Source organism: Pseudomonas sp. DWRC2-2 (genome assembly GCF_049897885.1).
In the GTDB taxonomy this organism is placed as follows: Bacteria; Pseudomonadota; Gammaproteobacteria; order Pseudomonadales; family Pseudomonadaceae; genus Aquipseudomonas; species Aquipseudomonas azotoformans_A.
Map to the genome: position 1 here is coordinate 325,433 of NZ_JAFCXD010000006.1, position 14,533 is coordinate 339,965.

11 protein-coding genes are annotated in these 14,533 nt (G+C 59.4%); 6 read left to right on the forward strand and 5 right to left on the reverse strand.

What is annotated here, in order from left to right; translation table 11 throughout:
• Positions 1-17: 17 nt before the first annotated feature.
• Genes ACP7EW_RS25300 through vasI form a run of 5 tightly spaced genes read right to left on the reverse strand, consistent with a single transcriptional unit; the run spans position 18 to position 7,567 of the window.
• A complete protein-coding gene (locus ACP7EW_RS25300; RefSeq protein WP_426220714.1) occupies positions 18-1,256 on the reverse strand; it encodes a T6SS immunity protein Tli4 family protein in 1,239 nt (412 codons plus the stop codon).
• Entirely contained in the window at positions 1,244-3,040 is a 1,797-nt protein-coding gene (locus ACP7EW_RS25305; protein WP_426220715.1) for an esterase/lipase family protein, read from the reverse strand. Before ACP7EW_RS25305 ends, ACP7EW_RS25300 begins: the two co-directional genes overlap by 13 nt.
• Complete coding sequence (locus ACP7EW_RS25310; RefSeq protein ID WP_426220718.1) at positions 3,037-5,559, reverse strand: type VI secretion system Vgr family protein; 2,523 nt, start codon at positions 5,557-5,559, stop codon at positions 3,037-3,039. The genes ACP7EW_RS25305 and ACP7EW_RS25310 overlap by 4 nt, the downstream gene beginning before the upstream one ends.
• A 5-nt stretch (positions 5,560-5,564) precedes the next feature.
• Positions 5,565-6,983, reverse strand: a complete 1,419-nt coding sequence (gene tssA, locus ACP7EW_RS25315) for a type VI secretion system protein TssA (protein ID WP_426220720.1) — start codon at positions 6,981-6,983, stop codon at positions 5,565-5,567.
• Positions 6,971-7,567 carry a type VI secretion system-associated protein VasI gene (gene vasI, locus ACP7EW_RS25320; RefSeq protein ID WP_426220722.1) on the reverse strand — a complete coding sequence of 199 codons (597 nt, stop codon included), beginning with the start codon at positions 7,565-7,567 and terminating at the stop codon, positions 6,971-6,973. The genes tssA and vasI overlap by 13 nt, the downstream gene beginning before the upstream one ends.
• Positions 7,568-7,975: 408 nt before the next feature.
• On the opposite strand from vasI, the gene tssB reads away from it, so the two are divergent.
• Genes tssB through tssJ form a run of 6 tightly spaced genes read left to right on the forward strand, consistent with a single transcriptional unit; the run spans position 7,976 to position 14,505 of the window.
• The gene (gene tssB, locus ACP7EW_RS25325; protein WP_178952879.1) at positions 7,976-8,479 is read left to right on the forward strand and encodes a type VI secretion system contractile sheath small subunit; all 504 of its coding nucleotides are present in this window, start codon (positions 7,976-7,978) and stop codon (positions 8,477-8,479) included.
• A 36-nt stretch (positions 8,480-8,515) separates the two neighbouring features.
• On the forward strand, positions 8,516-9,988 hold the full coding sequence (gene tssC / locus ACP7EW_RS25330) for a type VI secretion system contractile sheath large subunit (RefSeq protein WP_426220902.1): 1,473 nt from the start codon (positions 8,516-8,518) through the stop codon (positions 9,986-9,988).
• Positions 9,989-10,399 carry a type VI secretion system baseplate subunit TssE gene (tssE, locus tag ACP7EW_RS25335; RefSeq protein WP_426220726.1) on the forward strand — a complete coding sequence of 137 codons (411 nt, stop codon included), beginning with the start codon at positions 9,989-9,991 and terminating at the stop codon, positions 10,397-10,399. It abuts the gene before it with no gap.
• 7 nt (positions 10,400-10,406) lie between these two features.
• The gene (gene tssF / locus ACP7EW_RS25340) at positions 10,407-12,173 is read left to right on the forward strand and encodes a type VI secretion system baseplate subunit TssF (protein WP_426220728.1); all 1,767 of its coding nucleotides are present in this window, start codon (positions 10,407-10,409) and stop codon (positions 12,171-12,173) included.
• A complete protein-coding gene (tssG, locus tag ACP7EW_RS25345) occupies positions 12,137-13,159 on the forward strand; it encodes a type VI secretion system baseplate subunit TssG (RefSeq protein ID WP_426220730.1) in 1,023 nt (340 codons plus the stop codon). The genes tssF and tssG overlap by 37 nt, the downstream gene beginning before the upstream one ends.
• Positions 13,156-14,505: a type VI secretion system lipoprotein TssJ gene (tssJ, locus tag ACP7EW_RS25350; protein WP_426220732.1), complete on the forward strand. Its 1,350-nt coding sequence runs from the start codon at positions 13,156-13,158 to the stop codon at positions 14,503-14,505. The genes tssG and tssJ overlap by 4 nt, the downstream gene beginning before the upstream one ends.
• Positions 14,506-14,533: the final 28 nt, after the last annotated feature.

Here is a 14,533-nt window from a genome sequence, read left to right on the forward strand (position 1 = left end):
TAAAACCCCACCCATCGTCATGGCTTGCGCGCCTCAAAGCTGGCGATGAACTCATCCAGGATGCGTTTGCTTTCGGCGGCATCTTCGGGCGTAGGTCCACGGGGGTTGAACCATGGGTCCGGCTTGGGTGCGACCGCGCCGTAGCGGATGCGCACCGACTTGAGGATCGCGTCCCAGACGGCCATGGCTTCGTAGTCGGTTAGAGACGGGTTGACAGGGTCCGGCGTAGCGGGTTGTTGCCAGAGGGGTAGCTCGTAGCCTTTGTTGGCGAAGCTGGGTAGGGTCCAGCGCACTAGGTCTTCAGGTTCATCAGGGTCAACGGGACCTGCTTTCATCCCCCCCGCCGAAAGGCGGATACTCATGGCTGGGCGATTCAGCGAGGGGTTGTCGCGATAGTTTTCGCTCACGAAGAGTATTTGACGGTGAGTGTCGTCACTGAAACCGATCAGGGACTCTTCGGCTTGCATGTCAGCCAGGGTGATTTTCCCAGCACGCAGATTTTCGTAATCGCCTGCGAGAAATATTTGCGTGTCTTTTTTAGTTCGGACATGCAAACGCTCTTCGTCATCTGGTGATAACGCGTTGATGTAGACGTTCAGCTCCACATCCGAAGCTGGAGGGCTAAAATCGAAGCTGGCGATTTCCTGATCGTGATGGCTTCTGATGACGATGGGGCCCAGGGCGAAGCCTGCGCCGGCGTTTTGCGGGGCGGTCACCTTGAAGATTTCTTTGGAGAGTTTTAAAAGGCGCGCCTCAACTGGGGCGGTGTTGCCTTTGAAGGAGTCGGCGCGGAGCATGACGTAGACATCATCGATCAGCAGATGAGATTCATGAATGAACCAGTCCGGAACCTCAGTGCTCTCGTAGTACTGTAGTAATTTATGCTGCGTATTTACTCTTTTTAACGACACTAGCATCGGTACATTGCCCATCTCATCATTCTTGACCGCCGCAATTCGATGCGCCCGCTCGCTCAACGCGGCATCAAACCGCTCCTGGGTCACACCCTCCCCCAACACACGTACTTCAACCGACGAATGATCGGCGCCTAGCCCGTAGTACAGCTTTACATCGCCGCCGCCACCCCAGTTGGCAGGCAAGTCGATCAGGCCTCGGCCCAATGCCCAGGTGCGCATGTGGGTAGTCATTTCGCTCACGTTGTTTTTCTCCTGCTCGCTGGGCTGCTGGTTGAAGGCGGCACATCCAGTGAGGGCCACCAGCGTCAGGCATGCAAAAACTAGCTTCAGTTGACGCATAGAGGCCTCTTGGCTTTCGCCGCGATTTTGATGAGGGAATAAAGGGTGAAATGCTGCGCCAACGGGTTGGCAAAGGAGGCTTCATGATCAAAGCCGGGGGCCTTGATTTGCTGGCGAACCTCGCCGTTGCGTGCATGCTTTATCGGCGCGCTACCCGAGCTCACTGGAACGGTGCCGTCGCCAGACCCATCCTGCATTCGGCAATGCAACTCCCAGTAACTGGTTTGCACGGTTTTGACTGGTGCATCGGGGTCGCCACGCATGGGAGGTATAGATTGAGGTTGCCCTCCCACATACACAGGGCTGCGGCCATCATCCCTAACCTGATACATCTCGAGATTGGACACCGTGAAGCTATTGGGGTATGAGCCGTGGGGACCATTGAGACGAGACCCGCGCTGCATTTGCCAGGTGATGGATTCGAAACTGGGGTGTTTATCTTCGCTGCCGTAGTAAACGTAGGTTTGAGGGTGGTAGGAGCCACTGATACGTTGATGAAATGCTTTTGCTTTTTTAATGTTGATAGCAAATGTTTCCCAGGTGATGGGATTCCCATCCTTCGGCGCCAACCACTCTTCACGCAGCAACCCCCACCAACGGTCACGGCGTAGATAGATTTCTTCATATGGGTCTTTTACTGGCTGGCGCGGCATCGCCGATACGCCTTGATTGTCAATAAGTCTCAGCCAACCTGGAGCGTAATCTTGTGTGGGCAGCAATTGCAGAGCACCAGCCGCCTGTGCAAAAACGGCTGTCACTTCCTGGCCGGTTGGACCGATCACCGCACCGGCAATGGGATCTTCGTCGCTCATGCCAACCTTGCAACGGCGATACGCAACCGGAGCCCCAGTGGCTGGCATTACCCCATGCACGACACCAGCAATTTTGGCGGCCATACCGGGCAACTGCGCACATCGACGCGCCACTAAACCGCCCATGGAATGCGTCACCAGAATGACTTGCTGGCAGTTGCGACCGTATTGGTGCATCAGCTCATCAATGCGTTCGGCCAGACGCTGCGCAGCGACTTTGTTGGAATCCAACCAGTTATACCCACACGCATGCACCGGCATTCGATAGCCACCTCGCGCCACCAACTCGTCCGAAAGAATCGACGGCAACTGGCTGGCCAAGTTTGCGCCCAACCCTGGCATGGCGATGGGGGTCTCGGGCTTCAACCGGGTGATGTGCGTCGGCCCAGGTTCGAGGGCGACGGTATGCAGATGCTCCGGCCGGATGTCGAATTGTGGCCAACGATGGGGCAGGAATTCGCTATTGAGCGCCTCCTCCAACCAGAGCAGGAAAGCGTGATAGCTGGTTTCACTGACCTCGCCCCAACCGCGTTCTTGATAGCGTTTGCTCAGGGCGAGGACAGTCTTTTTCCTGTCCAGCCCCGGCTGTGCCAATACCGTGCCGACAGCTCGCCCAGGCACCGCGCCCTGGTTGTCGACTTCCACCCTATTCGGGTGCAACAGCTTTTGCCGGATACCGGCTTTTTTATTGATCCAATTCAAGGCAAGCCACATATTCTTGCCCATGAACCCCGCGTCCAGGCGCCAGACGGGAACGGCCTTTTCCTTTTTATTGCGTTTGTCCGGCTTACTCTTCAAATTCGACCCCATGATCCCCGGCACAAAAATTACCGGCAAAATCCCATCCGGCGGCAATATGCACTGCACCGGGTCGGTGATATGGCTGGGTGTCAGCGTCCAGGTATGCACCGGGTTACCTCGGGCGTTGTAGGTCATGGGCGCAATACGCGGCACCGATGGGCTTTCGGTCATGCGGGTTCTCCGTTATCAAGCCATTCCAGTACCAGCCCTTCGAGCGTCATGCCCTGTTGCAAGGTGACGTAGCCTTCCCCGTCGGTTCGCCCCTCGAAACGTGCGCCGTCTTTGCGAATCAAGGCGTAGGCGCGGTCGCGGATGGGGTCACCGTTGGTGAAGCGGGTTTGGAAGCGTTCGTTGAAAGAGGTGGCAGGCCAACTATTGAGCTCGGCTGCGGCATTACTTGGATCAATGAAGTATTTGTTCGCGGCCTTCACTGTGAAATTACCGGGCATGCCCAGCTCGATATTGCCGCCCTGCATCTTGATGTACGCCCCGCCGCACAACAGGGTGATGTGCTTGTCCGCCGCTACCAGCACATGTTGCTGGCTGGCGCTGATTTCCACGCTTTGGTCCGCCTGCACCTGAATGCTGTTGTGCTGGGCCTGCAACAGCAATTGGCCGTTGTGGGCGATATGACGCATGTCACCGCCCTGGGCGAACAGGCCGATTTCGTCACCCGCATTGATCACCACTTTTTTACCCGCGGTGAGCTGCTGGTTGTGTTGTGCGACGCTGTCAATATGCTCGCCTGCGCCCATGGCGATACTGCGGGACGTCGCGGCAGCGATGCCGGCTGGCCCACTGAGCGCGATGATGGGGTGCGTGCCATTACCGGTGCCATGGGGTTGATCATTGGCACCATGGCCCAGTGCATTCACTGCCTGAGTCAGCGCCTGTTGCGGTTGTGAGTCCTGGGCAATTCCCTGGGCATTTTCGGCAGAAGCGCCCAACTGCCTGGCCAACGTCAGGGCTGCTTGCAACACATCGATCACCTGCTCGCGCTCCAACTGGCCCGCCCCAGCCTTGAGTTGAGCTTCAGCGGTCAGCAATAAACCTTTCGCTGCGCGCAATGCACCGTGACCATCGGTGCGCAACTCAAACCCCTCGCCCCTGGGTTTGCCGCCACCATGGTGGCGTGGATGGGTGAGGTAACCGAGGTGCAGCGCGCTATGCTCGTGGTCACTCATCAACGCCGCGCTGATCTGCGCGGTGGTATCGTCGATACGCAACTCGTTGGCCCGCGTCCCCCCGAACTCGCGGCTTTTGGTGGTTGCCAGCGCCTTCAGCCTGGGCAGTTCGTAGGGCGGCAAATTGGTCTGCCGGTACGCTCGTCCAATGGCAATTGGCTGGTCTGGATCACCGTCCAGATAGCTGATCACTAATTCCTGGCCCACACGCGGAATGGCCATGGAGCCCCAGGTTGCCCCGGCCCAGCCTTGAGTCACGCGAATCCAGCACGAGCTGTGGTCGTTGTTTTTGTCCGAACGATCCCACGGGAACTGCACCTTGACCCGGCCCCATTCATCGCAATAAATCTCCTCGCCCGGTGGCCCGACCACCGTGGCGATCTGCGGCCCGTCGATGCACGGTTTGTCGCGCATCGGGGCTTTCCAATCTGAGGTCCAGCGGATGGCGCTGGCTTTCAACGTGTAAGAGGTACCGAGGCCACTACCAAACGATTCTTCCTGCAAACTGGTGTGCTGCTTGCCCTCGTGCTTGATGGCAATGGTGCGCCAACGGTCATTGAAGTCCTCACGCGGATGATCGTTGAGGTCGAACGCCAACCCCGGTTGCAGGCGTTCATCGTCGCCTTCCAAGTGTGCCAACTTGGCGTCGTTGCGCAGCGCCGCCAGGCGCGTTTTGGTGAAGGGCTTGCCGGCGATATCGCGCTTGTAACGGCCGGGGTAGTCGTAGCGTTCGTAGTCCTTGTGCTGGTTGTTCAGGTCCTGATCGCCGGTGGCGGTGTGTTGCTGGTTGTAGCGCGGGTGGGTGAAGGTGTAGTCGCGCTGTACCTGCACGGCGGTGCGCACTTGCTCGGTGTAGTGGAAGCGGTTCAACGCCGGTTCCATGGCATCGCCGCCGCCCATCGGCTGGTAGATCACCGGGCAATCGGTGTGTGTGCCGATGGTGCCCAGGCCGCCGACGCGGTCGGTGAGGACGAGGGTGTGGCCGTCAGCGCGGTGTTCGAAGGTATAAAGCAGACCTTCTTCGGCGGCGAGGCGCGCGATGAAATCGAGGTCGGTTTCGCCGGCCTGCACGCAGTATTCGCGGGGTTGGTGCTCAAAGCAGATTTCGCTGCGGATGTCGGTCAGTTTTTGTTCGGCCAGCATGCTGGTGATGATGTCGGGCACGGTTAGGGCCTGGAAGATGCGCCAGTTGGAGCGCAGGTCGAAACGCTTCAGGGTTGGCTCGATCACGGCGGTGTAGCGGGTGCGGCGAAAGCCGGTGTCGCCCTGTTGGAATAGGCTGACCAGGCCGTGGACGTAGCGCACCGGAGTTTCTCCACGCCAAATCGTGAACAGCCCCGCTAGATCGAGAACTCGATTGAAGTCGATAGCCGCATTGTGGCTGGCCAGTTCGAGTTCGAGCTTGAAGGGTTCAGACACCCCCTCGTGAAGCGTGAATGAGACCACCTCGAAAGGGTCGCCTTTCAATGGCTCGAATGTGAAGCGCAAGTCACTTTGGCGAGACATCACGACTACTCCTTCGGCTCACTGACAACGCTCGCCACCTTCTGATACAGCTCCGGCTCCCACCCCTGCGCGGAGGTATCACGCATCATCCGCGCAACGTTGGCGTACAGATCCTCCGCCAGCCACGACAGGCCACGGGACGCCAGCAAATCCGCGGCAATCACCGTGGCATAGCTGCGCTGGCGCGGGGCATCACGGCTGGCGTGCAGTTCCTGCAGGCGCAGCAGCACCACCTCGACGCCTTCAGTAGCGAGTTGGGTGGCCAGTTCATCGCGCAAGCTGGCGTATTCTTGCACCGGGCTACCTGCCGTCTCGGCCTGATCAGCGCCGGTGATCCATGCCTGGGTTTGTGCATCCACAAACGGAGTGCCGTCGCTGAAACACAATTCCAATAGGGCCGGAAGGCGGCAAACGAAGCGCTCACAGGTCTGGCGGATGGCGGCAGCCACCTCCTCCATCGCCAGGCGCAAGGCAATGTGGGCGGCCAGGTAACTGCCACGCAGCCAATACGGCGATGCCGCAACGCTCTTTTCGATGCGCAGCAGCAGGTTCGGATCCAGGGTGTTGTGGTTCAGGGCGTCTTGATAGACGTCAACGATGTCCTTGGGTACAGCAGTCAATTCAGTGCGTCGGTCGCGGGTGATTGAAGGCGCGGTGCGCAGGTGGGACCACAGGCCGAAACGCCTCAACTGGTAGCCGGTCGGATCATAGGGGTCCTGCTGATTGATCTGGTCGGCCATGCTCAACACGGCTCGGCGTTGTTCACGTTCATTACCCGGCGGCTGCGGTTTGGGGCTGGCGAAAAAAGTCGAATCCAGCCCTTTCCCAATAGCCGTTGTACCGGTCGGCTCAGTCGCGACGACCGGCTCGCTGTACTTGCTCAACTGCCGTTGCAACGCGTCCAGGGGGGCCGGATCAAGCTTGGCGCTTTCGGCACAACGTTGCAGGCTGGCCAATGCCTGTTCCGCCGCGGCTTGATACGCCGGGGCGAAACTGCTGCGGTCCAGGCTCGGCAGCACTTGCCCCAGGTCACCCAGCAGGCGCTGTACCTGCTTGCGTTTATTCAAGTAGCCGGTCGGTCCTGGCTTGGGATAGGCACTGTCCCAAAAGTGCTCAACCATGCCGGCCACCAAGCCAAGAGCATCCGCCCAGCGTGCCCATTGTCGGGTACGCAGCCAAACCACTTGCAGATGGCCAAGGATGCGCCAGTGTTTGCATTGGGTGGCCAGGTAGTCGCGGGACGCTTCGTCAATATAGGGCCAGTCAATGTCACTCTCACGCAGGCCACCGAGCTTGACCATTTCCTGGTCGATGGCTTGGTAGGTCTCGTCCTCCACATCAAAATGGCCAGCAGGTTGGTCGGGGTCGATAGGCGTCAGCAGCCGTTGAAGGGCGTGCTCGGGCACATCAATCACCAGCGACATACTTGGCGCTCCTGCTCGATCAATGCACCCAAGCCTTCAGCGTCAAATACCAAGCCGTGCAAGCGGGGATAGTCGCTCTCAAGCCGCAGGCGCTGACCGCCACCCATATTGCGTAACAAAGAAATGGCCTGCAGACCCCGTCCGGCATCGACCACCAAGCCGGCGTCGTCCAGTACCTGCCACTGGTAAGGCGCGGAGACTGGACGCTCATCCTTGAACAGCTGGATGCGGATTTTGTTCGGCTTGGCCGGCTCGTCCAGCACCAGCTGCAGGCGCGAAATTCTTGATTCGCAACTGATCGCCAGGTAGGGCCGGGGAGGCAGCGCGCCCAAGGCCGGGGCCGAGATCACCAGCCGCAGTAGCTGGTCGTTGTCCGGATCAGGAAAAGACGACAACAGAAAACGCTGGTCTTCAGCCGGTCGCTTGGCTTCATTGCGCTGCACCAGATCGATAATCGGCAACACCCGACCCAGCACAGGTGGCGGCGTAGGCGGCTGATGGATGGGCGTGCCTGCGGCCAGGTCGAAGCACTCCAGGCGCTTCAATGGCGACACGATTGCCGGGCAATCTTGCGTCGCGGGCACTGCTTGCACGTGTGGGACGCCCAACGCTACACACACGCCCCCGATCCAACCCCAACGTTGCAATCCCTTGCGCATCAACGCCTCACTATTTTTATTAATAAAGAAGACTCTGGATTTTCATCTAAGGTGATAACCCAGCCCACTCCAACAAAAGCAATTTAGCGTGACCTCGCAAGCAACTAACAAACAAGCCACGGAAACACTTTTCCCGAAAAAAACTCAATTATCAGAACCACCCCTCAGATTTAAGAGCTAATGACGTATGAATTCCCCTACTCCGCTTTAAACACACCAAACATGGATATTTCTGACATCCAAAGACCACAAAACGGATCGACTTCGTCCGACATGACAAGTCCTGAAACATAGGTTCTTAATAGCGCCACTTTACAAAAAAGGACTTTTCCCATGTCAAAAACCCAAAGTTCCGTCGCGCCAAAAGAACGTATCAACATCAAGTACGTGCCTGCCACTGGCGACCAACAGGCGGAAGTAGAGCTACCACTTAAGTTACTCATCACTGGAGACTTTAAAGGGCACGGCGAACTTACCGCCCTTGAAGACCGGCAATCTACCCGAATAGACAAAGACACCTTTAATGAAGTACTGACCAAAGCCGAAGTTTCCTTGGGCATGGCGGTCCCGTCGGTTTTGAACAATGACCAGGACACTGACTTGAATGTGCAACTTCACTTCAACAGCATCAATGACTTCAACCCCGACGCTGTCGCCCGGCAAGTGCCCGAGTTGAACAAGTTGCTGGAGTTGCGCGAAGCCTTGGTCGCACTCAAGGGCCCAATGGGCAATGTCCCGGCGTTTCGCAAACACCTGCAAAACCTGCTGACCGATGAATCCGCCCGCCAACGCTTGGCCAGCGAACTCAACCTGGTGCTCGACGCACCGGACAACTGATTGAACGCCCTTCTCAACGGAGTACTCCCCATGCCTATGGAAAGCGCCGCCGCCCAAGTGCTGGTGACCGACGAACATTCGTCGCTGCTGGATCAATTGTTGGCCAACACCACCATCCGCCCTTCTCAGGAAGGTTATGCCGTTGCCCGCCAGGGAGTCGCCGCATTTATCAGCGAGATCCTGCAAAGCGGCGATCACCAGCAACCGGTCAACAAGCACCGGGTCGACCAGATGATTGCCGAAATCGACCATGCCCTGAGCAAGCAGATGGACGTGATCCTGCATCAGCCGCAGTTCCAGCAACTGGAGTCGGCGTGGCGGGGCTTGAAGCTGCTGGTGGATCGCACGGATTTTCGCGAGAACATCAAGCTGGAAATGTTGCATGTCACCAAGGAAGAACTGCTGGATGACTTCGACAACGCCGGCGACATCACCCGCAGCGGCTTGTACAAGCACATTTACACCGCCGGCTACGGTCAGTTCGGTGGCGAGCCGGTGGGTGCAATCGTCGGTAACTACACCTTTGGCCCCAGCTCGCCGGACATCAAGTTGCTCAGCTTTGTCGCCTCCATCGGCGCCATGGCCCACGCACCCTTTGTTTCTGCAGCAGGGCCTGAGCTGTTCAACCTGGAAGGTTTCCAGGGGCTGCCGGACCTCAAGGAAATCAGCGATATTTTTGACGGCCCACGCCACACCAAATGGCGCGGCCTGCGCGAATCCGAAGATGCCCGCCATCTGGCCCTGACGTTGCCACGCTTCCTGCTGCGCACGCCGTATAGCACCGAAGACAACTCGACCCGCAGCTTCGGCTACAACGAAACCGTCGACGGCAAGCACGACAATTATCTGTGGGGCAACACAGCCTTCTTGATGGCCTCGCGCATCACCGACAGCTTTGCCCGCTACCGTTGGTGTCCAAATATCATCGGCCCGCAATCCGGTGGTGCCGTGGATGACTTGCCGGTGCATTTATACGAATCGTTCGGTCAGTTGCAGGCCAAGATCCCCACCGAAGTGCTGATCTCCGACCGCAAGGAATTCGAACTGTCAGAAGCCGGGTTCATCCCGCTGACTATGCGCAAGGACAGCGACAACGCGGCGTTCTTCTCCGCCAACTCGGTCCAGAAACCCAAGAACTTCCCCAAGACCCGCGAAGGCCAGGAGGCCCAGACCAACTACAAGCTCGGCACCCAGTTGCCGTACCTGTTTATCGTCAATCGCCTGGCTCACTACATCAAGGTGCTGCAACGCGAACAGATCGGCAGTTGGAAGGAACGCCAGGACCTGGAGCGTGAGCTGAACACTTGGCTCAAACAGTACATCGCCGACCAGGACAACCCCTCGACCGACGTGCGCAGCCGGCGCCCCTTGCGTGCCGCGCAGATCGAAGTCCAGGACGTGGCAGGCAACCCAGGCTGGTATCAGGTGTCGCTGTCGGTACGACCGCACTTCAAGTACATGGGTGCCAACTTCGAGATCTCTCTGGTGGGTCGGCTGGACACCCAATAGGTGGGCAGCCTGTTCGAGCGCCTGGAGCCGGATGCACCGCGTTACCGCCCAGGCGGCACGGAGGAGCAAGCGCACCAGCGTGTCGAGGCGATCAAGCGTCACCTGGAACAGGTGCTCAACTCACGCCAGGGCTGCTCGCAAAGCAGCCCTGAGCTGGGCCTGCGCGACTTCAACGGCGTCACCCAGGCAAGCAGTGATTTGGTAGTGGCCATCAGCGCCGATATCCGGCGCTCCGTGGAGGCGTTTGAACCAAGGATCACGGTGACTGGCGTGCGCTATCAGCCCGACCCTGACCTGCCGCTGGAGCTGAACTTCCGCCTGGATTGCCAGGTGCGGGTCAATCACAAGGACGAACAGGTGCAGATCGAGGTGGCCATGCATGGCCGCGACGGTTACACCCGCGTGAAATGAGGATGCGATGGACTTGAAACAACGCTTTGCCGAGGAGTTGCGCTACCTGCGCGAACTCGGCCGCGAGTTTGCCGAGGACAACCCGCAGCTGGCGCAGTTTCTCGGCGATCAGGCCGGCGACCCGGACGTTGAGCGGCTGCTGGAGGGCTTTGCCTTCCTCACCGCCAAGCTGGGGCTGAAGATCGACGACGACTTGCCGGAGCTGACCCACCCGCTATTGCAGATGCTGTGGCCCAACTACCTGCGGCCCCTGCCCAGCGCGACCATCATCCGCTTTACTCCGTTGCACGATGCGATCAGCCAGCGCCAGGTGATTCCCAAAGGCACGCCGTTGTTTGCCAAACCGGTGGATGGCATCTCCTGCCAGTTTCGCACCTGCACCGACGTTAACCTGTACCCGTTGGCCTTACAGGCAGTCAGCGATGCCCACAGCCGTGAGGCTTCGGTGATGCGCATCGACCTCAAGGTGCTGACGGAGCAGCCGCTGACCAGCATGGCCTGTGACCAGCTGGACTTTCACTTGGGCGGCGATAACGCCACCGCGCTGACCTTGTACCTGTGGATCGCCCACTACCTGGATAGCGTCACGCTGCACATCAATGGCCGAAGCTATCGCCTGTCGCCCAAGGATATCGGCTTTCCCGGTTTCGCTGCAGAAGAGGCACTGCTGCCCTACCCGCGCAATGTATTCGACGGCTACCGGATCCTGCAGGAGTACTTTGTATTCCCGCAGCGTTTCCACTTTTTCAGCCTGACGCGGTTGGTTCAGGTGTGGCCGGAGGTCAGCGCCACCCTCCTGCGTTTCGAGTTTCAGTTCAGTCGGCCCATGCCGACCGATATTCGCCTGCGTACCAGTGACCTGCATTTGTACTGCACGCCTGCGGTCAACCTGTTCCGCCACGATGCCAACCCCATTGCGTTGGATGGTCGCAGCCTGGAGCGACGCATCAGCCCCAGCGGCAACCGTCCCGAAGCGTATGAGATTTTCAGCGTCGACCAGGTGGCCGGCTGGGACGCCGCGGACAAGGAGCGCAAAGGTGATCCGCTGCGCAGGTTTACCCCATTCGAATCGTTCCAGCATGAGATCGAGCACGCACGGGGCCGCACAGCCCTTTACTTCCGCACGCATATCGAAGAGTCCCACGGCCGCGAGGGTTTGCGCCATCGCATCGCCTTTGTGCGTGGCGATGAGAGCTTGTACATCGGCGAGCATGAGGCAGCGTCCATCGAACTGACCTGCAGCAATCGCGACCTGCCGCAGTTGCTGGGTGTGGGCGATGTGTCGCTGTCTACCGAAATCACGCCGTCGTTTGCCACCTACACCAACCTGATTGCACCGACCCGCAGCTATCGACCCGTGCTGGACAGCAGCCTGCACTGGACGCTGATTTCCAACCTGTCACTGAACTACCTGTCGCTGCTCTCGGCCGAGCCGCTCAAGGCGGTGATCCGCGCCTACGACTTCGCCGCATTGCACGACCTGCAACAGGCCCGCGCCACTCGCAAGCGCCTGAATGGCATTCACGACGCGGTGACCACGCCCATCGACTGGCTGATGAAGGGCCAGCCGGTACGCGGCCTGCACACCCGCCTGCAATTGGACCAGAACGCCTTCCTTGGCGAGGGCGAGTTGTACCTGTTCGCCAGTGTGCTTTCGCACTTCTTCGCCCTGTACGCGAGCATCAATTCCTTCCATCGCCTGGAAGTGATCAATACCACTAATAACGAGTGCTACGAATGGCCACTGTTGACCGGCAGACAACCCGTGATCTAGCCGACGTGCTGCTGGCCGACGCGCGGAACTACTCGTTTCACCGTCTGCTGGAGCACCTACACGCCTTGCATGGCGATGACCTGGAATCACGCCCCTTGAGTGCTGCGGCACGTCGCCGCGTACGCCTGCAAAGCCATGCGGGATTGGGCTTTCCGGCCTCCGACGTGGTCGAGGCGGCACGCCTGGAAGATGATCGCGAAGAGGTGCGCTATCGCCTGCAGACCAGCTTCTTTGGCCTGCACGGCACCGACTCGCCGCTGCCCGGTTACTACCTGGACCGCCTGGCCTACGAACAGGCCCAGGAGCGTGGTATTCGCCCGGCGTTCATGGACTTTTTCAACCATCGCTTGCTGACCCTGCTGCATCACAGCTGGCGCAAGTACCGCTACTACATCCGCTTTCAGTCTGAGGCGAGCGACCGGTTTTCACGCTATGTGTTTTCCCTGATCGGCCTGAACGACAACGATCTGCGTGGCGCGACACCGCTGCCGTGGGGCCGTCTGCTGAGCTTTGCCGGTTTGATCGCCAGCCGTAGCCGTTCGCCTTCGGTAGTGTCCGGCATTGTCGAGCATTGCTTTGATCTGCACGGCGTGCACATCCGTGAATTCGAGGCGCGTTCGGTGAGTTTGCCGCAACGTCAGCGCATGGCGTTGGGCAAGGCCAATGGCACCCTGGGCAGCGACTTTGTGGTGGGTGACCGCAGCAAGACCCGCGCCAGCAAGTTCACCCTGGTGATTCCCAACCTGACGCAGGCACGGTTTCGGCAGTTTTTACCCAGCGGTGAGCAGTTCGGGCTTCTGCGCCAGTTGATGGATTTTTTGCTGCGCGACGTCACCGCCTACGATTTGGAACTGGGACTGCGCGAAGAAGATGTACCGCCGTTCAACCTGCAACGCGACAGCGGCACCCATCTGGGCTGGACCAGCTTTATTGAAGATCAGGAGCAACGCCATCCCGCCGTGGTGCGGATTCGGGGGCGCGCATGAAACTGACCTTGGTTATCAATAATCCTGCGCAGTTGCTGCACGGGTATCTCCCCCTTCACCGGTTCGGCCCACAGGGCGGCAGCATCGGCAGTGCCGCGGTGGACTGGTGCCTGGAAGATCGCCACAACAGCGTGCAGCCCAACCACTGCGACATCCGCGTTGTCGAAGGGCGCTTTTGCGTGATCGACCGCAGTGGCCGCACTTACGCCAATGGCCATGACGTGCCATTGGGCCGCAATGTGGCAGTGACCCTCAACGATGGCGACCTGTTGCAGATTGGAGCGTATCGGGTCGCGGTACAGCTGGGTGAGCATGCGCCACGCGCGCTAGATGAGCTGCTCACCAGCCAGCCGGAAAATATGCAAGCCTGGCACCTGGAGGATTTACCGGGCCTGCCCCTGCCCGATCCGCGACCTGCCAGGTGCCCGGAATTCGAGCGTCTTTGCCAGCCCGTGAACTTGGCGGAACAGGGTGATCCGCTGCAAGCGATGAAGGCGGCAGAGCCGCCAAAGCCACTGCCCGACATTGGCGAGCCTGTACCCAAGAAGCCCGCCAGCCTGTTCAGCAACCTGCGACTGGGCACCTTGTTGCTCGCCTGTCTGACTCTGGGCGGCTGCACCATGCTCGGCAAAATCGGCCAGGTGATCTGGACCCCATCGATCCCGGTCGGCGGCCCCGATGATCAGCCCAGCCGTTACTCCCTGAGCCTGCATGCCAGCGACGATGTCAATCAGCGGCTGGTCAGCACCGGCACCGCCCCTACGTCTGACGAAGATCCGGGCCCCTTGCCCTACAACTTGAACGTTCAGGCCGCCAACCCGCAGGCACTGACGGACAAAGTGCAAACCCTGCTCAATCACCTCTACGAAACCGTTCCGGCTCAGTCTTTGCTGGGTTTTGATCCTGCGCCCACGGCCCCCATCTCGCCCCTCGAAGGCGTACTGCTGGGCGATTACGACGATCAGGGAGTCAGCCTGACTACTCCATTGGGCAATCCGGCACTCCAGCAGATCGCCACACCGATTGCCTTCAAGGTCCTGCAACTGACCGACGACTCACTGCTGGTCAACGCCAGCCCTCAAGCCCTGGCTGAGGACCTGAAAAAAACCTTGGGCAGCACCTATATCCGCGCCGACGACTACCTGCTCCAGCCCGGTCAATTCAAGTTCGTCGACCTGCGTCCCCTGGATGAGGACACCCGCTTTATCGCGGTCATCGCCAACTACCACAACGACGAAGTCGGCCAATGGAAACAGCGCCTGCGGGTCGAGCCCAAGGGCCGGCAATACGCCGTGCTGGTGCAGTTGGACGCCGAGCAAGTCAGCCTCAAAAGGGAAACCCGATGACGTCCTTTTCAGCCGTTTTTGTGCAGAG

Coding starts and splice junctions, on each gene's coding strand:
- ACP7EW_RS25300 (WP_426220714.1), bottom strand. CDS start 1,256: ATGCGTCAACTGAAGCTAGTTTTTGCATGCCTGACGCTGGTGGCCCTC.
- tssJ (WP_426220732.1), top strand. CDS start 13,156: ATGAAACTGACCTTGGTTATCAATAATCCTGCGCAGTTGCTGCACGGG.
- tssA (WP_426220720.1), bottom strand. CDS start 6,983: ATGTCGCTGGTGATTGATGTGCCCGAGCACGCCCTTCAACGGCTGCTG.
- ACP7EW_RS25310 (WP_426220718.1), bottom strand. CDS start 5,559: ATGTCTCGCCAAAGTGACTTGCGCTTCACATTCGAGCCATTGAAAGGC.
- tssC (WP_426220902.1), top strand. CDS start 8,516: ATGGAAAGCGCCGCCGCCCAAGTGCTGGTGACCGACGAACATTCGTCG.
- tssB (WP_178952879.1), top strand. CDS start 7,976: ATGTCAAAAACCCAAAGTTCCGTCGCGCCAAAAGAACGTATCAACATC.
- ACP7EW_RS25305 (WP_426220715.1), bottom strand. CDS start 3,040: ATGACCGAAAGCCCATCGGTGCCGCGTATTGCGCCCATGACCTACAAC.
- tssG (WP_426220730.1), top strand. CDS start 12,137: ATGGCCACTGTTGACCGGCAGACAACCCGTGATCTAGCCGACGTGCTG.
- tssF (WP_426220728.1), top strand. CDS start 10,407: ATGGACTTGAAACAACGCTTTGCCGAGGAGTTGCGCTACCTGCGCGAA.